This is a genomic window from Streptomyces sp. NPDC005151, assembly GCF_053599875.1.
On sequence record NZ_JBSFYR010000002.1, the window covers coordinates 263,544 to 284,060 of the forward strand.

The window sequence follows — 20,517 nt, forward strand, 5'->3', positions numbered from 1 at the left end:
GGCACGGGGCCAGCTCGACGGATCGTCCAGGCGAGATTGTCCCGGGTGATGCCGTGGGCGATCGGGTCGGCTCCGCGTTCAGCGGATTCCAGAGCCTTGAGGTGGTCCTGCCAGGCGGTGTCGATGGCGGTGCGGGCGGCTTGATCGATGCGCCGCCATTCCGCGTCGCTGTAGGGCCGATGAGGGGTGGACCCGACCTGCTGGTTGATCGGCCTTCCTTCGAGGTGGGCTTGGATGCCGGTGTGGAGGGTGCCGCCGTCGGCGAGGAAGCCATTGAGGGTGATGCGGCTGTGCCGCTCGAATGTGAACCCGAACTCCAGCCAATAGGGCGTGAGTTGTGTCGCAGTGAGACCGGAGAGAGTGCCGGTGAAACCGGTGTCGTGCAGGTAGCGGGCGAGGTGCCTGGCACACCGGACGGCGTGCCGGGCTTCGCGTTAGGTGCGGATCGGGCCGTTGGGATGGGCGGCTGCAGTAAGTCCTCGGGCTAGGTCGCCGGCCAGTACCGAGTCGGGCAGCTCGTGGAGTGTGCCGAGGTAGGGCCGCTGACCCGGGAGCGTGTACTGAACGGCGAGCGGCTGTCGGATTTCAGCGGGCATCGGTGTCCTGGAATTCTGCGTCGGCTTCCCGGCGGGCGGCCGGGTCGGGGTCGGCGTCCTCGTATGCCTGGCGGAAAATCCGCTGGGTGTCCAGGAGATGGAGGTACACCTGGGTGGTGGCGACGCTGGCATGGCCGAGGAGGTGCCGCAGGATCAGCAGGGGATCGGCCTTGGTGAGGTAGAGAGCCATGGCGTTGTCATCGCCGGCGTCGAGGACCAGGCGGGCGAGAGCACGCAGTCCGCGTTCAACGATGCCCTGGAGAAGCGCGACTCGGTGGTCGTCCGGGAGATCCCGCATCAGCCCGTACGTGTGGCGGGTGTCGGTGACGTCCCCAACGTGCCATGTGACGGAGTCCGGTGGCTCCTCGATGGACGGGTAGTAGGTGTGACTGGGCTTGAAGGCGAAGCCGGCCTTGAACGCGTCGCACAGCGAGTCGTGATCCCGGTCGTCGAGCAGCATGGAAACCGGGCGGGTGGTGGCGGGCGGTGGGCCGATAGGCGTCCAGGCATAGTGGCGGACGGTCGACACGGCGCGGAAGCCGACGGCGAGGAGAGCGTCCAGCATCGGTCCGGCCTGTGCCTCGGCGGTGAGATAGCGGCGCTCCGGCACCGGACCGGTGCCCGCATGGAGGCCGCGGCTGTTGCGGGCCCAGCGGACCCAGTGGGGCAGGAACTCTACGTGTGGCCCGGTCATGCCCCGTACGGCTGCGAACTCGGTAGCTCCCACGGCCTCCGCCCAGCCTGCGCCGACGAGCCGGGTCTCCGTCTCCAGCAGTTGGACATTCAGCGCCCAGTTCAGCAAGTTCCCGTGGTCCTCGCGGATGTCGGCCAAGCCGCGCGGGTGTGGGCCGCGCACCTCGGCAAGACGGTTCAGCTCCCGCTGCCTGTGGTAGTGATAGCCCAGCCGCCGTATGCGTAGGCCTCTTGACGGTGCCACCGAGCCCGCTATGTCGTCGAGCTTGGCTATGAGCAGCGTCCGTTCCGGCCCGACGGCCGCGAAGCCGGCGTTACGCAGCGGCTCGTCCATAGGGATCGGGTCGTGGCTGTACGCCCGCCACTCGGCCGGCTCGCATCGCGTAGCGAATGCCTCCTGCTGTCGGCGGATGAGCCCGGTGATCTCCATCGGGTCGGTTCCGTCGGCCAAGGGGGAGTGTCGAACCGTGCCGTGCGTGCCGTAGTGGGTCCGAATCACCGACCCGTCCCGCTCGACCACGGCCCCCACCGGCGCCCGCCCCGGAACATGCCCTCGCACTTGCTCGTCATACGCCGCCAGCAGCGCGTCCACCCCATCCGTCAAGCCCTTGGCCGGGCACATCCCGGTCCATGGCCATGGCGATTATCGGGACGATCGCCGTCGCCGACCACTCGTTAACTGCCGTCCAGAGGAGCTGACGAGTGAGACAGCGAGACGGGATCAAACCGCACGGATAAGCGGATCGTCGATGTCGATCAGCAGCAGCGGCTTCATGGCGCCATGATCCCGCCTCCTGGCGGGGAGAGGCGACGCATTATTCGATGAGACATTCTTGTCTCATATGGGTTAGTGTCGTCTCATGACTCTCGACCGTGAGCAGGTGCTGCGCAGCGCGGCCGCTCTGCTGACCCGTAAATCGACCGCCACCATGGACGAGGTCGCCCGGGCGGCAGGCATCGGGCGCGCCACCCTGCACCGGCACTTCGCCGGACGGGACGCCCTGGTCAGAGCATTGGAGAACCTGGGGATCCAGGAGTTCGAAGCGGCCCTGGACGCCGCCGCGCTCGACGAGGGAACCTCGGAGGAGGCGCTGCGCCGGCTGATCGCGGCCGTTGAACCGAGCGCCGGACTGCTGTCCTTCCTCGTCACGGAGAACCAGCTCTTCGAGGGCGAAGAGGTGAACGACGGCTGGAACCGGACGGACGCACGAGTCTCCGCCTTCTTCCGGCGCGGTCAGGAGCGCGGCGAGTTCAGGATCGACCTGACCCCGGCCTGGCTGACCGAGGCCCTCTACGGACTCGTCTCCACCGGTGCCTGGGCTGTCCAGGTGGGCCGGGTTGCCGGACAGGACTTCCAGTACATGATCGTCGAGTTGCTGCTCGGCGGAGCACGCCGGAGCGTGGAGCAATGACCAGCATCGACCAGCACGAGGAGACGTCGGACGAGTTGCGCCGCCCCGGGCGGTGGATCGCGCTGGCCGTCCTCGTCCTCGCCGTGCTGCTGGTGGCCGTCGACGCCACGGTCCTCGGTCTGGCGACACCGTTCCTCACCGAGGATCTCCAGCCGACCGGCACCCAGCTCCTCTGGATCGGCGATGTCTACTCGTTCGTCATCGCCGGACTGCTGGTCTCCATGGGCAGCCTCGGTGACCGCATCGGCCGCAAGAAGCTGCTGCTGAGCGGCGCCACCGCGTTCGGTGCGGTCTCCGTGCTGAACGCGTACGCGAGCAGCCCCGAGATGATGATCCTGGCGCGGGCGCTGCTCGGGGTCGCCGGCGCCACCCTGATGCCGTCCACCCTCGCCCTGATCCGCAACCTCTTCAACGACCCGCGCGAGCGCAGCTTCGCCATCGGCATCTGGGGGGCCATGGCATCGGCGGGCGCGGCCGTGGGTCCCGTCGTCGGAGGATTCCTGCTCCAGCATTTCTGGTGGGGCTCGGTCTTCCTGATCAATCTGCCGGTGATGGTGGTCCTCGTGGTCGTCGGCATCCGCATGATCCCGGAGTCGAAGAACCCGGCGCCCGGCCCCTGGGACCTGGTCAGTGTCGCGCTCTCCCTGATCGGCATGATCGGTGTCGTGTACGCGATCAAGGAGCTGGCCGCGCACGGGGCGAGCTGGGAGGTCGCGGTCTCCGGCATCGGCGGTGCGGGCGCGCTGTACTGGTTCGTCCACAGGCAGCTGAAGCTCCCCGATCCGCTGCTGGACATGCGGCTCTTCCACCACCGGGGCTTCTCGGGCGCGGTCCTCGCCGACCTGCTCACCATCCTCGGCCTGTCCGGGCTCGTCTTCTTCCTCTCCCAGTTCCTGCAACTGGTCCAGGGACGCGGACCGCTGGAGGCCGGGCTCGCCGAACTGCCCGCGGCCGTCGGCGCGGTTGCCTGCGGTCTGATCGCAGGCATGACCGCCCGCCGCTTCTCGGTCCGGTCCGTGGTCTCCGCCGGACTGGCGGCGGTCGGCGTCGCACTCGCCGCCGTCACCTTCGTCCAGCAGGAGACCGGCTATCCGCTGATCGGTCTGTTACTGCTGGTCGTCGGCATCGGCGCGGGCTTCGCCTTCACCGTGACCTCCGACGTGATCCTCTCCAGCGTCCCGAAGGAGCACGCGGGCTCCGCGTCCGCGGTCTCCGAGACGGCGTACGAGCTCGGCGCGGCCCTGGGTATCGCTCTGCTCGGCTCCATCGTCACCGGCGTCTACCAGGACTTCGTCACCCCGAACGGCGTCCCGGCCGAGACCGCCGCGGCCGCCCACGAGTCACTGGGCGGCGCGGTCGAAGCGGCCCACGGCCTGCCGGAGGCGCAGGGGAACGCCCTGGTCTCCGCGGCGCAGGACGCGTTCGTCGACGGGCTGCACATCGCCGCGGGCATCGGCGCTGTGGTCCTGCTGGCGACGGCCGTCGCCTCCTGGTTCCTGCTGCGCGGCCAGGCGCTGGAGGAGGAGATCGAACACCCTTAGACCGACCGGCAAATGGGGGGCGGCGTCATGGGGCTGGGGCACGCACCTCGCGGCGTTGTCGTCAATCACCATGGCTCCGCCATGGCTCAATCCTCCGCCTTGCGATGTGCGCACCCCAGCCCCGCTCCTTCACCCACCCCCCCCATTTGCCGGTCGGTCTTAGCGGCGTCCTGGACCCCTCCTTCCACGGCCATTCGGGTTGTCCCGACATACGGAAGGGCCCGTACCGCCGAACGCGGTACGGGCCCTTCCACACGTCCGGTCAGGCGGCCTTCGCCTTCGTCGCATACATGTCGACGTACTCCTGGCCCGACAGCCGCATCACCTCGGCCATCACGGAGTCCGTCACCGCCCGCAGGACATAGCGGTCGCGGTCCATGCCCTCGTACCGGGAGAACTCCATCTGCTCGCCGAAGCGGACCGTCACCTTGCCGGGACGGGGCAGACCGGCACCACCGGGCTGCAGCTTGTCCGTGCCGATCATCGCGAACGGCACCACCGGCGCGCCCGTCATCAGCGTCAGCCGGGCGATGCCCGTACGACCGCGGTAGAGGCGGCCGTCGGGGGAGCGGGTGCCCTCCGGGTAGATGGCGAACGCCTTGCCCTCCTCCAGCACCCGACGGCCCGTCATCAGCGCCGCGACACCGCCGCGTCCGCCGTCCCGGTCCACCGGGATCATGCCGCAGCCGGTGAAGAACCAGGCCATCAGCCGGCCCTTGAGGCCCTTGCCCGTCACGTACTCGTCCTTGCCGATGTAGAACACCGGCCGGTCGCAGCAGATCGGCATGATCATCGAGTCGATGAACGTCAGATGGTTGCCCGCGAGGATCACCGGACCGTCGCCCGGAATGTTCTCCACGCCCTCCACCTGGGGGCGGAACATCAGGCGCAAGATCGGTCCGAGCACTGCCTTGATGAGTGCGTGTCGGGACAACGGTTCCTCCGGTGTAGTGGCCGGGCCGGCCGAGGCGCGGGATCGTGACGGTCCATGCAGGTGAGGACGATACTCGCGGGTACTCGCTGATCGCACATCGGGTTCATCGAGTCGACACGCAGTGTTGATGTGTGTTTCCGCCATGTTCGTCCATGAGCTGCCGTCCCGACGGTGTGGCTGCCTACGATCGGGCCTCGGTCGACGGTGCCACACATCACATGCGAGGGAGCATTCATGACAGAGCGTGCGCAGGCGAACCCCGGTCGTCGAACCGTCCTGGGAGCGGGAGCGGCCGTACTCGGCACGGCCGCGCTCGGACTTTCCGGCACGGCGGACGCCGCCGAGCGGTCCGGCGGCCACGGCGGCGACCACGGCAGCCGGCTGGACCTTCCCGTGCCGACCGTCATCGGCCACCGCGGCACGAGCGGCTACCGGCCCGAGCACACCATTGGCTCGTACCAGCTGGCCCTCGACATGGGCGCGCACATCATCGAGCAGGACCTGGTCCCCACCAAGGACGGCCATCTCGTCTGCCGCCACGAGAACGACATCACCGCCACCACCGATGTATCGGCCCACCCCGAGTTCGCCGGCCGCAGGACCACCAAGAAGATCGACGGGGTCTCCCTGACCGGCTGGTTCACCGAGGACTTCACCCTCGCAGAGCTGAAGACGCTGCGCGCCAAGGAGCGCATCCCGGGCAACCGCCAGAAGAACACCGTCTACGACGGCCGCTGGGAGGTCCCCACCTTCGAAGAAGTGCTCCAGTGGGCCGACCGCGAGGGCCGCAGGCGCGGCAAGCAGATATGGCTGTACGTCGAGACCAAGCACCCCACCTACTTCCGCGGCCTCGGGCTCGGCCTGGAGGAGCCGCTCGCCAAGCTGCTGCGCCGCTACAACCGCCACCGCACGCAGTCGCCGCTGATCCTCCAGTCCTTCGAACCCAGCAGCATCCAGCGGCTGTCGAAGCTCGTCGCCTCGCCGCGCGTCGTCCTGCTCTCCGGCGCCGGATCGCGGCCCTGGGACTTCGTCGCGACCGGCGACCCGCGCACGGTCGACGACCTCGTGACCCCCGCGGGGCTGAAGTGGATGGCGTCCTTCGCGCAGGGCATCGGCCCCACGCTGGACCTGATCATTCCCAAGGACGCGTCGGGCCGGCTCACCACGCCGACCTCCCTCGTGCAGGACGCGCACGAGGAGGGCCTGATCCTGCACCCGTACACGATGCGCAACGAGAACTCCTTCCTGCCCGCCGACTTCCGTCGCGGCACCGACCCCAACGCGTACGGCGACGCCTTCGGCGCGTTCCGGACGTACTTCGCGACCGGTATCGACGGGATCTTCTCCGACAACCCGGACACCGCTCTGCTCGCCGCCGAGGACTTCACGAAGAACTGACACATCGCCCCGCGTCAGCACCCGGCCGGCCATGCCCCGGTCGGGTGATGCGCCCCGCGGACGGCAACCGCCCGTCCGCGGGGCGCGTCAAGGTGAGGCATGACGCTTCCCGCAGACGCCCCCGCCGCCGTCGTGCGCGCCCTGTACCCCCTCGTCAGCGCCGAGGCGACGGCCGAGGCCGGCAGCGCGGCAGCGGGCGCGGCCGTCGAACCTGCCGATCTCGAACAGACCGTCTGGGTGCGGCTGCTGGAACTGCTCGCGGACCGGACACCGCCGGCCGACCCGGCCCGCTGGGTCCGCGACACCGTACGGGAGGAGGCACGCCGCGCCCGCCGTACCGCGCGGCGCGAACGTCCGTACGCCGATGGGACCGTCCCGGATCCGGCCGACTGCCCCGAGCGGTCCGCGGTCGGCGCCGACGAACGCCGCGCGCTGCACGCCGCGGTGGAGCGGCTGCCCGGACGGTGCGCGAGCCTATTGGCGGCGATGCTCGCCCCGACCGATTTCACGTACAAGGAAATCGCAGGGAAGTTGGGTATGTCACAAGGCAGTTTGGGGCCGATCCGTTCCCGATGCCTTGGATGTCTGCGCAGAATGCTCGCGGCGGAGGTTGTCGTTCCTGAACTGCGGGGATAGGAGCAGGGGACAACCGGTGGACCAGGTGAGCGGGAGGCATGCACACATGGGCATGAGTGTGATCATCTCGGCGGCGACCGCGGAGGACGCCGAACAGATACTGAAGCTCCAGTACCTCTGTTTTCAGAGCGAGGCGGAGCTCTACGGGAATTACCGCATCGACCCGCTGGTGCAGACCCTCGACTCGGTCCGTGACGAAGTGACCGCGAACCTGGTGTTCGTGGCACGGCTCGGTGACGAAGTCGTCGGCTCGGTACGCGGATCCACCGATCCGGACGGCACCGGAGAGATAGGGAAGCTCTGTGTGCACCCCCGGCTCCAGGGGCACGGGCTCGGCGCCCGGCTGCTGAACGCCGCGGAGTCCGCACTCGCCGACCAGCGGTCGGCCACCCGGTTCCGGCTGCACACCGGGCACCGCAGCGAGACCAATCTGCGGCTCTACCGGCGAGCGGGTTACGCCCCCGTGGGCAGCGCCACCGGTCAGGACGGTGTCCGGCTGATCCTTCTGGAGAAGGACGTCGCCGAACAGGCCTACGTCGCCAGCGCCTAGGGGGCCGGGCGTTACGCGCTCCTCGCGCGACGCAGCCAGATCATCCCGGTGACCGGCAGGATCACCGGGATGAACAGGTAGTCCCTGCCGAGGTACGACCAGACGGTGGCGTCGGCGAAGGCGGACGGCTCGACCAGCGTCCACGTACCGACGATCAGTACGCCCGCGAGCTCGGCGGCGCAGCACACCAGCGCCGTCCTGCGCGCCTTCTCGCCGCCGCGCACCAGCGAGTACGTGATGAAGCCGTACACCAGCGCGGCGACGGCCGACAGCACATAGGCGAGCGGTGCCCTGCCGAAGTCCAGGATCATCTGGACGATCGCGCGGGAGGCGGCGGCCACGGTGAACACCCCGTAGAACCAGACCAGTACGCGGCCCGGTCCGGTGCCCAGCTGGAAGCCGGTCTTCTCGCCGGCGGCGCGGCGGTCGGTGTCGGTCACGTCAGCTTCCCCAGATGTCGTAGAGCCGTACTTCCAGGACGGCCAGTACGACCGCGCCCGCCGCCACCGTCACCGAACCCCACCGGGTCCGCTCGGTCAGCGACAGGAAACCCGCTGCGGGCACGGCCGCGAAGGCGCCGATCAGATAACAGATGAAGATCGTCATGCCCTGCTCCGGCCGCTCGCCCCGGGCCAGCAGCACGATGCCCACCACCAACTGGGCCAGCGCCAGCAGCGACACCACGGCCATTCCGATGAAGTGCCAGTCCTTGGTCGGCTGGTCCCGGTAGGCGGCGAAACCGCACCAGGCGGCGAGGGCGAGCGCGGCCACGGTGACCGCGACCGTCAGGGCGACAAGCATGAGGCGAGGGTATTACGGACCGGACGGCGTCCCGCGTGCGCCCCCGTGCCCGGGCCGGCCGGTGCGGATGCGCGTGCAGATCCGCGCCCGGGCGCTGCTTCCGACGGCAGGGATCAAGGCGGTGGCCTTGGCCACAACGCAGGACAGGTGCGGGCCGCTCGCCGATGGGTTCCGACCGCCCCGTCGCCGTATCGTCGCAGGTCACGGTCGGTGTCACCGGGATCGCGGCCGTCCGATGGGGCGGTCCATGGACTGACCAGAAGTGTCCGCTATTCGGACACGCGGGCTTGGTGGAACGTGACGTCTGTTTTACTTGCGCCATGACCACGACGAGCAGCCGCATCCTTGCGACCGAGGCGATCACCACGCCCGGTGCTCGTTGTATGTGTCGAATGCGCGCCTTCTGAGGGCCCCCGCCTGAGCCTCGCGCCCCGAAGCGAGACCGAGCCCCTGCCGTCCGCACCCAGCGGAACGAGCCTGCCCCCGCATGCGCTGCCCCCGGTCACCCGCCGCCCGCAGCCCTGCCGAGACCCACGGGCCCGAACATCCGAGTCCGAACAGTCTCATCAGACGAACGCCCCGTGCCCGGCGGACACCGCGCCGTGCACTCGACAGTGACGGAAACCCTGTGATCACCACTACGGGCCTCACGAAGGTCTACCAGTCGCGCGACCGTGAGGTCACCGCCCTGGACGGCGTCGACCTGCACGTCCGCGAGGGCGAGGTGTACGGCGTCATCGGACAGAGCGGCGCCGGCAAATCCTCCCTGATCCGCTGCATCAACCTGCTCGAACGCCCCACCTCCGGCTCCGTGACCGTGGCCGGCCAGGACCTCACCGCCCTCGCGGGCCGGGGCCGCCGGGCCGGCAAGGGGCTGCGCGAGGCGCGCAGCCGCATCGGCATGGTCTTCCAGCACTTCAACCTGCTGGCCTCGCGCAACGTCCAGGACAACATCGAGCTGCCGCTCGAGATCCTGGGCGTCCAGGGCCGGGAGCGCACCCGCAAGGCCCTCGAACTCCTCGACCTGGTCGGCCTCGCCGACAAGGCGAAGGCGTACCCCGGCCAGCTCTCCGGCGGTCAGAAGCAGCGCGTCGGCATCGCCCGCGCCCTCGCCGGGGATCCCAAGGTGCTGCTCTCCGACGAGGCGACCTCCGCCCTCGACCCCGAGACCACCCGCTCCATCCTGCAGCTGCTGCGCGACCTCAACCAGCAGCTCGGCCTGACCGTCCTGCTGATCACGCACGAGATGGACGTCGTCAAGACGATCTGCGACTCGGCCGCGCTCATGCAGAAGGGACGCATCGTCGAGTCCGGCACCGTCGGCGAACTGCTCGCCACCCCCGGCTCCGAACTGGCCCACGAGCTGTTCCCGGTCGGGGGTACGGCCTCCGGCCCCGACCGCACAGTCGTCGACGTCACCTTCCACGGCGAGGCGGCGTCCCAGCCGGTGATCTCCCAGCTCTCCCGTACGTACAACATCGACATCTCGATCCTGGGCGCAGCGATGGACACCGTCGGCGGCAACCAGATCGGCCGGATGCGGATCGAGCTGCCCGGCCGCTTCGAGGAGAACGTCGTACCCATCGGCTTCCTGCGCGAGCAGGGCCTGCAGGCCGAGGTCGTGGACACGGCCCCCGCCGACATCCCCGTACAGACTCCCGCCCCGCTCGCCCAGACCCCGCTCGCCAAGGAGGTGGCCAAGTGACCTGGTCCGAAATGCAGCCGCTGCTGTCCCAGGGAACCGTCGACACCCTCTACATGGTGCTGTGGTCCGCGCTCGTCACCGTCCTCGTCGGACTGCCCCTCGGCGTGCTGCTGGTCCTCACCGACAAGGGCGGACTGCTCCAGAGCACCGTGGTGAACAAGGCCATCGGCGTGATCGTGAACATTGGCCGCTCGCTGCCGTTCATCATCCTGCTGATCGCCCTGATCCCCTTCACCACCTGGGTCGTCGGCACCTTCATCGGCCCGACCGCGATGATCGTGCCGCTCGCCGTCGGCGCCATCCCGTTCTTCGCCCGGCTCGTCGAGACATCGATCCGCGAGGTCGACCACGGGCTCGTCGAGGCCGTCCAGTCGATGGGCGGATCCATCCCGACGATCGTCCGCAAGGTCCTGTTGCCGCAGGCCCTGCCGTCGCTCGTCTCCGGGATCACCACCACCGTCATCGTGCTCATCGGGTACTCCGCGATGGCCGGCGCGGTCGGTGGCGAAGGACTCGGCTCCAAGGCCGTCACCTACGGATTCCAGCGCTTCGACAACCGGTTCATGCTCATCACCGTCGCGCTGCTCATCGTCATCGTGACCGCGGTCCAGCTGATCGGCGACATCGCCGTACGCCTGCTGGCCCGCAGGGGCCGCACCGCCTCCTGAGACTTTCTCTCCGCTCACAAGCCCGAACTCCTTGTCCGGGCGCACCACCCTCACCACCAGAAAGAGGCACTTTTCGTGCGTAAGAACATCAAGATCACCGCAGCTGCCGCCGCCACCGCCGCCCTCGCCTTCGGCCTCACCGCGTGCGGTACGTCGTCCGATCCGGCCTCCAAGAGCGAGACCGGCGCGAAGGCCGACACCTCCAAGGCGCTCGTCGTCGCCGCGTCCCCGACGCCGCACGCCGACATCCTGAACTTCGTCAAGAAGAACCTGGCGGCCAAGGCGGGCCTCAAGCTCGAGGTCAAGGAGTTCACGGACTACGTCCTGCCGAACACCGCCACCGAGAACGGCCAGGTCGACGCCAACTTCTTCCAGCACCAGCCGTACCTCGACGACTTCAACAAGAAGAACAACACCCACATCGTCGCGGTCGCCAATGTGCACCTGGAGCCGCTCGGCCTCTACTCCAACAAGGTCAAGGACCTGAAGGACATCAAGGCCGGCCAGACCATCGCCGTACCGAACGACACCACCAACGAGGGCCGTGCCCTTCAGCTCCTCGCCGCGAACGGCCTGATCACCGTCAAGGACGGCGTCGGCACCAACGCCAAGATCAGCGACATCACGGACAAGAAGGGCCTGAAGTTCAAGGAGCTGGAGGCCGCAACCGTCCCCCGCGCCCTGAACGATGTCGACGCCGCCGTCATCAACGGCAACTACGCCATCGAGGCCAAGCTCAAGCCCTCCAAGGACGCCCTCGTGCTGGAGATGGCGGACGGCAACCCGTACGCCAACATCCTCGCCGTGAAGGAGGGCAACGAGAAGGACGCCCGCGTCCAGAAGCTCGTGAAGCTCCTCCACTCCGACGAGGTCAAGAAGTTCATCGAGGACACCTACCGGGGCGCGGTCATCCCCGCCTTCGGTGCCCTCGGCAACTCCTGACACCCGTACCGCACCTGCGTGGCCGAGCCCCGCGCACCCCACCGGGGTGCGCGGGGCTCCGCCGTGCGGACCCGGCCATGCGCAAGGTCCGTCCCATGCTGCATGCTGTGCCTTTACACGGTCTTCGGCATGGAGCTGCGCATGACTTCCACCTTTCCGTCCATCTCCATCAGCACGGATCGGTTGGTGCTGCGCCCCTTCGACATGGCCGACGTTCCCGCGTATGTCGAGATGATGAACGACGAACTCGTCACCGCCTGGACCGAGGCACCCCACCCCTACACCCAGGTCGACGCCGAACGCTGGGTCCGCAGGATCGCTCCTGCACAGCGAACGGGCGGCGACGGCATCGTCTTCGCCGTCACCGAATTCCTCACCCAGCGCCTCGTCGGCTCGGTGAGGCTGCGGAACACCGACTGGCGCACCCTCGCCACCGAGGCCGCCTACATCACGGCCCCCTGGGCCCGCGGCGAGGGATACGCCACCGAGTCCGTCCTCGCCGTCGCCCAGTGGCTCTTCCGCGACCAGGGCTTCGAACGCATAGAACTGCGCACCGCCGCCGATAACACCGCCTCCCAGCAGGTCGCCCAGAAGCTCGGCTGCATCAGCGAGGGCGTCCTGCGCAACGCCCGGATAGCGCGCACTCAGACCGAGGACGGCGGCTGGACCGACATCAGGACCGACCTGATCGTCTGGGGCCTGCTCCCCGAGGACCTCGACGGAGTCGCCGAGCAGCTGGCCGACGCGGGCGGCTACGGCACCTACAGCGACTGGAACTGACGCCGGGGACCGCACCGGTACAGACCGGTCGGGGACCGGATAGTCTCACCCTGCCCGCCCTCTCGTGGGCAGCCCACCTGCGACGACTCCAGGAGACTGACGACAGATGGCCGACCGGGTCACGGTGATCGGCTGGGACGGCTCGCCACTGACCGCGGTGGCCACGGCCGCGCTCTCGGCCGCCACCCTCGTCGCGGGCGCCGCCCACCACCTCGCTCTCCCCGAAGTTCCGGCAGCAGCCGAACGGATCCGCCTCGGCTCCATCGACCTGGCCGCCCGCAGGATCGCCGGCCACCGCGGCACCGCCGTGGTCCTCGCCGACGGCGACCCCGGCTTCTTCGGGGTCGTACGCAACCTCCGCGCACCCGAACACGGCCTGGAAGTCGAAGTCGTGCCCGCCGTGTCGGCCGTGGCCACCGCGTTCGCCCGCGCCGGAATGCCCTGGGAGGACGCCCAGATTGTCGTCGCCCACCCCCGCACCCTGCGCCGCGCCGTCAACGTCTGCCGCGCCCACCACAAGGTCGCCGTCCTCACCTCGCCCGGTGCGGGACCCGCCGAACTCGCCCTGCTCCTCGACGGCGTCCACCGCACCTTCGTCATCTGCGAGGAACTCGGCACCGCACGCGAACAGGTCACCGTCCTGACCTCCGACAAGGCCGCGGACCACGTCTGGCGCGACCCGAACGTGGTGATCGTCATCGGCGGCGGACCCGAACAGCAGACCACCGGTGCCTGGATCTCGGGCCGCCACCCCCACGGCGCACGGGGCTGGGCGCTGCCCTCCGACACCTGTCCGGACAGCGCCACCGACCCCGAGGGCGAGTCCCCCGGGCTGCGCGCCGCCCAACTCGCCCGCCTCGGCCCGCGTACCGGCGACCTCGTCTGGGACATCGGCTCCGGCAGCGGCGCCCTCTCCGTGGATGCGGCGCGGTTCGGTGCGGCGGTCCTGGCGGTCGACAGCGACCCGGACGCCTGCGCCCGAACGGCCGCCGCTGCCCGCGTCTTCGGTGTACAGCTCCAGGTCGTCCAGGGCCGCGCACCCCATGTGCTGGAGCGGCTGCCCGAGCCGGATGTCGTACGGATCGGGGGCGGCGGCGTCCCCGTCGTCACCGCCGTCGCCGACCGCCGGCCCGAACGGATCGTCACCCACGCCTCGACCCGCGACGAGGCCGAAGCACTCGGCGCCGCACTCACCGGGAACTACACGGTCGAGTGCGCACTCCTCCAGTCCGTCGAACTCGACACGTCCGCATGGGCGGAGCGCGAACGCTCGGTTGTGTTTCTGCTCTCGGCAGTGCGATCGGACCTCGCCCCGTGACCCGGCCGGTGTACTCCGCGAGGTAGGCTGGCCGATCGTTGCACCGCACCTGGACGTTCGTCGGTTCGTTCGTCAATGTCAGGAAAAGGGGACCGTTTTGGGCCTCGTTGTGGTACGGCAAACCCCGGGGGACGCGCAACGTGGCGCAGCCCACAGCGAGCCGTGGCAGAACTGCCTGTCGCGGCGGCGAACGGCCGCGAGAATGATGCACGTCCGCGTCCGATTCGTGCCGCGCGGCGAGCCCGCTCGTTCTTCATGACGAGCACCGGCGTGCCGTGTTCGGGCGTCCCGGGCGAAGGGCCGAAGGAGCACTGACGATGGGCGAGGGGTACGCATGAGTGACACCGGCCAGATCCCGGGCGAGGGACTGCCGGAGAACGCAGGCATGGTGGAGCAACCGGGCATCCCCGCCCCGGGTGCGTACACCTTCCTCGATCCCTCCGAGCATGTGTCCGAGGACGACGACCTTCTGCTGATGCCGAGCCCGCAGGGCGCGTGGAGCGACCAGCAGGTGGCCCCTGCCCCCGGTCAGCCGACGGACGGCGGAGCCGTGCAGGCGCAGGCACCCATGGCCGAGCAGGCCGCCTACCAGGCGCAGCCGCAGGGCCGGCCCGCCATGCAGGCCGTACAGGCCCAGGGACCCGTGCAGGTCCAGGCGCCGGACCCGGCGGTGTACGCCGTGCAGCAGGCGGTGGCCGGAGCGATGACCGGGACCGGGCAGGGCACGCACGAGTCCGGCGGCCGCGACTCGGGTGTCGTCGACCTCAATGGCGTACGTATGCCGGCCCAGGCCCCCGCTCCCGCACAGGCTGCGGTGGCGCAGGCCGCCGCCCCCGTACGCCGACCGCTGCACCGCGGCCCGGCCTCGGGCGAGTCGACCCTGTCCTACGGCGGGACGCCGACCGGTGGAGTGGTCCGTTCGCTCGCCGACCGAGGACCGGCGGGCGCGCCGCAGACCCCGATGCCCGCACGGCACGCGGGACCGCCCACCACCGGTCCCGAGTACTTCGACCAGCCGGGCACCGAAGCGGCTGTGCTGCCGGGCCCGCAGCTCGGCGAGATCCTGCCGCAGGGCGGGAGCCCGTGGGCGGCCCATGCGCCGGAGCAGGTCGCGGCGCCCGTGGCCGCGGAACCCGTCGCAGAAGCGGTCGTTCCGGAGTTCGTCGAGCCCGCCCCGGTGGCCGAACCGGCTGCAGAGGCGGTCGCCGTGCCGGCTGCGGCCGAGGTTCCGTTCGAGCCGTCCGCGGAGGCCCCCGCTCCGGTGGAGACGCCGGTGGAAGCAGCGCCCGCAGGCCAGTTCGTGCCGGTGGAGGGGTCGGTGCCGACCACCCCGCATCTGGCCCCGACGCCGGTCGCGGAGCCGGTCGTGGCATTCGAGCCCGCGCCCGAACCCCAGCCCGAGCGCGTGGCGATCGTCGTCGAGCCCGCACCCGCCCCGGTCATCGAGACCGCCGAGACCGTCCATCCGGTCGAGGCGGTCGAAGCACCGGCCCCCGAGCCGGTCGCCGTCCAGGAGCCGGTTGCGGCCCCCGAGCCGGTCGCCGTCCGGGAGCCGGTTGCGGCCCCCGAGCCGGTCGTCGCCCCCGAGCCTGTCACCGCTCCGGAGGAGCCCGCCCCCGCCCCCGTCCTTGTGGCCGAGGCTGCGCCCGAGACGGTGACGGCTCCCGAACCGGAGCCCGAAACCGGCCCCGAGGTCATCGAGACCCCGGACCTCACGGCCCCCGTGGCCGACGCGGCCCCCGCAGTTGCCGCCGAGCCCGCAGAGGTCTCCGGGCACACGGAGCCGGCCGACACGGAGCCCGTTGCGGACGAGCAGCCCATCGAACCGGTCCAGGCCGCCGCCGCGGCGGAGCCCGAGGCCGCGGAGGCCGCGGCGGAGACCCCGGCTCCCGCCTCCGCACCCGCCCCCGGCTACGACGACGCCGAGCGCGAAGCCGTGCTCCGGGTGATGCGCGAACGCCGCGACATCCGCAACGGCTTCCGCAGCGACCCCATCCCGCACGAGGTCCTGCTCCGCGTCCTCGAAGCCGCGCACACGGCGCCCAGCGTCGGCCACTCGCAGCCCTGGGACTTCGTCGTCATCCGCTCGGCGGAGACCCGCCGCTCCATGCACGAACTGGCGCAGCGTCAGCGTGACGCCTACGCCAAGTCGCTGCCCAAGGGCCGGGCCAAGCAGTTCAAGGAACTGAAGATCGAGGCGATCCTCGAGACCCCGGTCAACATCGTCGTCACCGCCGACCCCACCCGCGGCGGCCGCCACACGCTCGGCCGGCACACCCAGCCGCAGATGGCCCCGTACTCCTCGGCGCTCGCCGTCGAGAACCTGTGGCTCGCCGCTCGCGCGGAGGGCCTCGGCGTCGGCTGGGTCAGCTTCTTCGACGAGCGCGAGATGGTCCGCGCCCTGGGCCTGCCCGAGCACCTCGAAGTCGTCGCGTACCTCTGTGTCGGTTACGTCGACGAGTTCCCCGAGGAGCCCGAACTGATGCAGGCGGGCTGGTCCAAGCGCCGCCCGCTGTCCTGGGTCGTCCACGAGGAGACGTACGGCCGCCGCGCCCTGCCCGGCGAGGAACCGCACGACCTGCTGCAGGAGACCATCTCCAACATCCGCCCGCTGGATGCCAAGGCGCTCGGCGAGGCCTGGGAACGCCAGAAGCGGATGACCAAGCCGGCCGGTGCGCTCGGCATGCTGGAGATCATCTCCGCACAGCTCTCGGGCCTCTCCCGGATGTGCCCGCCGCCCATCCCGGAGCCCGCGGCCGTCGCGATCTTCGCCGGGGACCACGGGGTGCACGCCCAGGGCGTCACCGCGTGGCCGCAGGAGGTCACCGGCCAGATGGTCGCCAACTTCCTCGGCGGCGGCGCGGTCTGCAACGCGTTCGCGTCCCAGGTCGGCGCCGAAGTGTGCGTGGTCGACGTCGGCGTCGCCACGGAGCTGCCCGCGACACCCGGCCTGCTGCCCCGCAAGGTACGCGCCGGCACGGCCGACTTCACCACCGGCCCCGCCCTCACCCGCGAGGAGGTCCTCTCGGCCATCGAGGTCGGCATCGAGACCGCCCGCGACCTGGTCGCGGCGGGCAACAAGGGCCTGCTCACCGGTGAGATGGGCATCGCCAATACCACCGCGTCCGCCGCACTGATCTGCGTGTACACCGGCATGGACCCGGCCGAGGTGACCGGTCGCGGCACCGGCATCAACGACGAGATGCACGCCCGCAAGGTCGACGTGGTCCGCCGGGCCCTCGAACTGCACCAGCCCGACCCGGCCGACCCGATCGGTGTACTCGCCGCGGTCGGCGGCCTGGAGCACGCCGCGATGGCAGGCTTCCTGCTCGGCGGCGCCTCGCTCCGTACACCCGTCATCCTGGACGGCGTCAGCGCGGGCGCCGCGGCCCTGGTCGCCCGGGCGATCGCCCCCGAGGCCCTCGCCGCATGCATCGCCGGCCACCGCAGCGCCGAGCCCGGCCACGTAGCCGCGCTCAACAAGCTGGGTCTGCGCCCGCTGGTCGACCTCGACCTCCGCCTCGGCGAAGGAACGGGTGCGCTGCTGGCGCTCCCGATCGTGCAGAGCGCGGCGCGGGCGATGCACGAGGTGGCGACGTTCAACTCGGCAGGCGTCACCGAGAAGTAGCGCTCGGCCGTGCTCGGCCCGGCCGGCGTCCGAGGCGCTCGGCCGGGCTGAGCCACGGTTTCGGGGCAGGGGCAGGGGCAGGGGCAGGGGCAGGGGCAGGGGCAGGGGCAGGGGCAGGGGCAGGCAGGGGACAGCTCCGCGCAGTGGCCTCCACCCGCCCCACCGGCCCGCCCCGCGCCCCGACACACCCCGTATCGTGGACCCACGCCCCGCAAAACCGCACGTCACAGCCGCTCCACCGCCGCAGCGGCCCGCACCCCGCATTGCACGAGGAGCCCGCACCGCCATGGCCGAGCACGCCGATCACCCCGCGTACCCCGTCGGACTGCGCCTGAGCGGGCGCCGCGTCGTCGTCGTCGGCGGCGGTCAGGTCGCGCAGCGCCGCCTCCCCGCGCTCATCGCGGCGGGTGCCGACATCACCCTCGTATCGCCGTCCGCGACTCCGTCCGTCGAGGCGATGGCCGACGCCGGTGAGATCCGCTGGGAGCGCCGCCGGTACGAGGACGGGGACCTGACCGACACCTGGTACGCGCTCATCGCCTCCGACGACGCCGCCGCGAACGACGCCGCGTCCGCCGAGGCCGAGCGCACCCGCACCTGGTGCGTGCGCAGCGACAACGCTGACGTGGCCACCGCCTGGACGCCGGCCACCGGTCGCAGCGAGGGCGTGACCGTCGCCGTCCTCTCCACCGACGCCCAGGGCCGCGACCCGCGCCACTCCGCCGCCGTCCGCGACGCCATCGTCGAGGGCCTGCGCGACGGCACGCTCGCCGCCCCGCACCACCGCACCCGCCCCGCCCCCGGTGTCTCCCTGGTCGGCGGCGGCCCCGGCGACCCCGACCTGATCACCGTGCGCGGCCGTCGCCTCCTCGCCGAGGCCGATGTCGTCATCGCCGACCGGCTCGGCCCGCGCGACCTGCTCGACGAACTGCCGCCGCACGTCGAGGTGATCGACGCGGCGAAGATCCCGTACGGCCGTTTCATGGCGCAGGAGGCGATCAACCAGGCGCTCATCGAGCACGCCAAGGCGGGCAAGGCCGTCGTCCGGCTCAAGGGCGGCGACCCGTTCGTCTTCGGCCGGGGCATGGAGGAGGCGCAGGCGCTCGCCGCCGAGGGCATCCCGTGCACCGTCGTCCCCGGCATCTCCAGCTCGATCTCCGTACCCGGCGCGGCCGGAATCCCCGTCACCCACCGCGGGGTGGCCCACGAGTTCACCGTTGTCAGCGGTCATGTCGCCCCCGACGACGAGCGTTCGCTGGTCGACTGGGCAGCGCTCGCGCAGCTGCGCGGCACCCTCGTGCTGCTGATGGCCGTCGACAAGATCGGCGCCATCGCAAAGGCCCTCATCGCCCACGGCAAGTCCCCGGACACACCGGTCGCCCTGGTCCAGGAGGGCACCACGGCATCCCAGCGCCGCGTCGATGCGACCCTCGCGACCGTCGGTGAACGGGCCGTCGCCGAAGAGGTGCGGCCCCCGGCCGTGATCGTCATCGGCGATGTCGTCGCGGTCGGTACGGACACCGCCCCGCACCCCACCGAGTAACCAGCGGTAACGGATCTTTTTCCAAGCCGTTGGCACCACACACCGGACAAGGCAGTATCAACCTGTGGCAGATCTCATCACCGTCGACGACCCCGACGACCCTCGCCTGCGCGACTACACGGGCCTGACCGACGTCGAACTCCGGCGCAGGCGGGAGCCGGCCGAAGGACTCTTCATCGCCGAGGGCGAGAAGGTGATCAGACGCGCCCGGCACGCCGGGTACGAGATGCGCTCGATGCTGCTCTCCGCAAAGTGGGTCGATGTGATGCGCGACGTCATCGACGAGGTTCCGGCCCCGGTGTACGCGGTCAGCCCGGAGCTCGCCGAACGCGTCACCGGCTACCACGTGCACCGCGGCGCGCTCGCCTCCATGCAGCGCAAGCCGCTGCCGACGGCCGAGGAGCTGCTGGCGACGACCCGCCGCGTCGTCGTCATGGAGGCGGTCAACGACCCCACCAACATCGGCGCGGTGTTGCCTTTGGGTCTACAAGAAGGTGCTGCTCGGCGCGTCGCCGTGTTCGAGGATATCGTCGATCATGCCAACCTGGGTGCTGCCTTCAGGAACGCCGCTGCCCTCGGCGTCGACGCGGTCCTCCTCACCCCGCGCTGTGCCGATGCTCTCTACCGTAGGTCCGTGAAGGTCTCGATGGGGGCCGTCTTCCAGGTGCCGTGGACTCGCCTGGAGTCCTGGCCGAAGGACGTCGAGGTCCTGCGCTCCGAAGGCTTCACGGTCGCCGCACTCTGCTTGAGCGGCCGAGCGATCACCCTCGACGAACTCGCCGCGCGGAACGACGAGAAACTCGCCCTGGTCTTCGGCACGGAAGGCGCCGGCCTCACCCCCGGGACCCTAGCCGCAGTCGACGAGCACGTCCGCATCCCGATGGACGCCGGTGTCGACTCCCTCAACGTGGCGGCCGCCTCGGCTGTGGCCTTCTACGCGACCCGGCCGCGAGTAGCCTGAACCCGGCGTACGGGCCGACTCGTCTGCCGCTGGACTTCGGTGGCGCCCTTGTCGTCGGGGTCGACGAGCTCGGAGCAGTAGCCGTTGCTGAACCGCGTGACTTCGCCGACGCGGAGGTTCCACCGTTCCGCGAAGCGCCCGGCCGTACTGCGGGGGTCGGCGTCGTCGGCCGGGCCCAGCCGCAGCGCGTCCAGCAGCGCGCACCACGAGGTGCGGCCGCGCTCCAGGGCGGCGACAAAAGAGTACGGCCGGCCGGGGATGAGCTGATCCGCGCTGCGTCCGTGCCCGTACACATGGCAGAACAGACGCTCGTCACTGGTGGGAGCATCGGGGCGGAGCCAGTTGGAGACGTCGACCGCGAGGGGCAAGACCTGGATGGGCGCGCAGTCTACCTGCGCTGATGGATACGTT

General features: G+C 70.5%; 18 protein-coding genes and 1 pseudogene. 14 read left to right on the forward strand and 5 right to left on the reverse strand.

Going from position 1 to position 20,517, the window contains the following annotated elements:
• Positions 1-53 precede the first annotated feature (53 nt).
• A complete protein-coding gene (locus tag ACWD6R_RS02805) occupies positions 54-488 on the forward strand; it encodes a hypothetical protein (protein WP_451817033.1) in 435 nt (144 codons plus the stop codon).
• Between the two features lie 97 nt (positions 489-585).
• Here the strand turns inward: ACWD6R_RS02805 and ACWD6R_RS02810 are convergent, their stop codons facing one another.
• Positions 586-1,740: a DUF2716 domain-containing protein gene (locus tag ACWD6R_RS02810; RefSeq protein ID WP_451817034.1), complete on the reverse strand. Its 1,155-nt coding sequence runs from the start codon at positions 1,738-1,740 to the stop codon at positions 586-588.
• Between the two features lie 409 nt (positions 1,741-2,149).
• On the opposite strand from ACWD6R_RS02810, the gene ACWD6R_RS02815 reads away from it, so the two are divergent.
• Together ACWD6R_RS02815 and ACWD6R_RS02820 are read left to right on the forward strand one after the other, a co-directional pair.
• Positions 2,150-2,701 carry a TetR/AcrR family transcriptional regulator gene (locus ACWD6R_RS02815; RefSeq protein ID WP_451817035.1) on the forward strand — a complete coding sequence of 184 codons (552 nt, stop codon included), beginning with the start codon at positions 2,150-2,152 and terminating at the stop codon, positions 2,699-2,701.
• Positions 2,698-4,242, forward strand: coding sequence for an MFS transporter (locus ACWD6R_RS02820; protein WP_451817036.1), 1,545 nt, complete (start codon positions 2,698-2,700; stop codon positions 4,240-4,242). The genes ACWD6R_RS02815 and ACWD6R_RS02820 overlap by 4 nt, the downstream gene beginning before the upstream one ends.
• Before the next feature lie 262 nt (positions 4,243-4,504).
• Here the strand turns inward: ACWD6R_RS02820 and ACWD6R_RS02825 are convergent, their stop codons facing one another.
• Positions 4,505-5,176 carry a lysophospholipid acyltransferase family protein gene (locus ACWD6R_RS02825; protein WP_266987816.1) on the reverse strand — a complete coding sequence of 224 codons (672 nt, stop codon included), beginning with the start codon at positions 5,174-5,176 and terminating at the stop codon, positions 4,505-4,507.
• Between the two features lie 234 nt (positions 5,177-5,410).
• Between ACWD6R_RS02825 and ACWD6R_RS02830 the strand changes: the two genes are divergently transcribed.
• From ACWD6R_RS02830 to ACWD6R_RS02840, 3 genes are all read left to right on the forward strand, one after another.
• Positions 5,411-6,574, forward strand: coding sequence for a glycerophosphodiester phosphodiesterase (locus ACWD6R_RS02830; protein WP_451817037.1), 1,164 nt, complete (start codon positions 5,411-5,413; stop codon positions 6,572-6,574).
• A gap of 99 nt (positions 6,575-6,673) precedes the next feature.
• Complete coding sequence (locus tag ACWD6R_RS02835) at positions 6,674-7,210, forward strand: sigma-70 family RNA polymerase sigma factor (protein WP_451817038.1); 537 nt, start codon at positions 6,674-6,676, stop codon at positions 7,208-7,210.
• Between the two features lie 46 nt (positions 7,211-7,256).
• Entirely contained in the window at positions 7,257-7,760 is a 504-nt protein-coding gene (locus tag ACWD6R_RS02840) for a GNAT family N-acetyltransferase (RefSeq protein WP_366132902.1), read from the forward strand.
• 11 nt (positions 7,761-7,771) lie between these two features.
• Here the strand turns inward: ACWD6R_RS02840 and ACWD6R_RS02845 are convergent, their stop codons facing one another.
• Entirely contained in the window at positions 7,772-8,200 is a 429-nt protein-coding gene (locus ACWD6R_RS02845) for a hypothetical protein (protein WP_451817039.1), read from the reverse strand.
• Position 8,201: 1 nt separating this feature from the next.
• A complete protein-coding gene (locus tag ACWD6R_RS02850) occupies positions 8,202-8,561 on the reverse strand; it encodes a hypothetical protein (protein ID WP_451817040.1) in 360 nt (119 codons plus the stop codon).
• A gap of 628 nt (positions 8,562-9,189) precedes the next feature.
• Here ACWD6R_RS02850 and ACWD6R_RS02855 point away from each other — a divergent pair.
• From ACWD6R_RS02855 to ACWD6R_RS02890, 8 genes are all read left to right on the forward strand, one after another.
• Complete coding sequence (locus ACWD6R_RS02855; protein ID WP_451817041.1) at positions 9,190-10,266, forward strand: methionine ABC transporter ATP-binding protein; 1,077 nt, start codon at positions 9,190-9,192, stop codon at positions 10,264-10,266.
• Positions 10,263-10,934 (forward strand): methionine ABC transporter permease, encoded by a 672-nt coding sequence (locus ACWD6R_RS02860; protein WP_451817042.1) that lies wholly within the window; start codon positions 10,263-10,265, stop codon positions 10,932-10,934. The genes ACWD6R_RS02855 and ACWD6R_RS02860 overlap by 4 nt, the downstream gene beginning before the upstream one ends.
• 75 nt (positions 10,935-11,009) lie before the next feature.
• A complete protein-coding gene (locus ACWD6R_RS02865; protein ID WP_451817043.1) occupies positions 11,010-11,876 on the forward strand; it encodes a MetQ/NlpA family ABC transporter substrate-binding protein in 867 nt (288 codons plus the stop codon).
• A 102-nt stretch (positions 11,877-11,978) separates the two neighbouring features.
• The gene (locus ACWD6R_RS02870) at positions 11,979-12,656 is read left to right on the forward strand and encodes a GNAT family N-acetyltransferase (RefSeq protein ID WP_266987834.1); all 678 of its coding nucleotides are present in this window, start codon (positions 11,979-11,981) and stop codon (positions 12,654-12,656) included.
• A 106-nt stretch (positions 12,657-12,762) separates the two neighbouring features.
• On the forward strand, positions 12,763-13,974 hold the full coding sequence (gene cbiE / locus ACWD6R_RS02875; RefSeq protein ID WP_451817044.1) for a precorrin-6y C5,15-methyltransferase (decarboxylating) subunit CbiE: 1,212 nt from the start codon (positions 12,763-12,765) through the stop codon (positions 13,972-13,974).
• Between the two features lie 334 nt (positions 13,975-14,308).
• Positions 14,309-17,602 (forward strand): nicotinate-nucleotide--dimethylbenzimidazole phosphoribosyltransferase, encoded by a 3,294-nt coding sequence (gene cobT / locus ACWD6R_RS02880; RefSeq protein WP_451817045.1) that lies wholly within the window; start codon positions 14,309-14,311, stop codon positions 17,600-17,602.
• A gap of 286 nt (positions 17,603-17,888) precedes the next feature.
• On the forward strand, positions 17,889-19,145 hold the full coding sequence (gene cobA, locus ACWD6R_RS02885; protein ID WP_451817046.1) for a uroporphyrinogen-III C-methyltransferase: 1,257 nt from the start codon (positions 17,889-17,891) through the stop codon (positions 19,143-19,145).
• 64 nt (positions 19,146-19,209) lie between these two features.
• Entirely contained in the window at positions 19,210-20,106 is an 897-nt protein-coding gene (locus tag ACWD6R_RS02890) for a TrmH family RNA methyltransferase (protein WP_451817047.1), read from the forward strand.
• 161 nt (positions 20,107-20,267) lie between these two features.
• On the opposite strand, the pseudogene ACWD6R_RS02895 reads toward ACWD6R_RS02890, so the two are convergent.
• Positions 20,268-20,474: pseudogene (locus ACWD6R_RS02895) on the reverse strand (NF041680 family putative transposase); the annotation flags it as partial.
• Positions 20,475-20,517 lie beyond the last annotated feature (43 nt).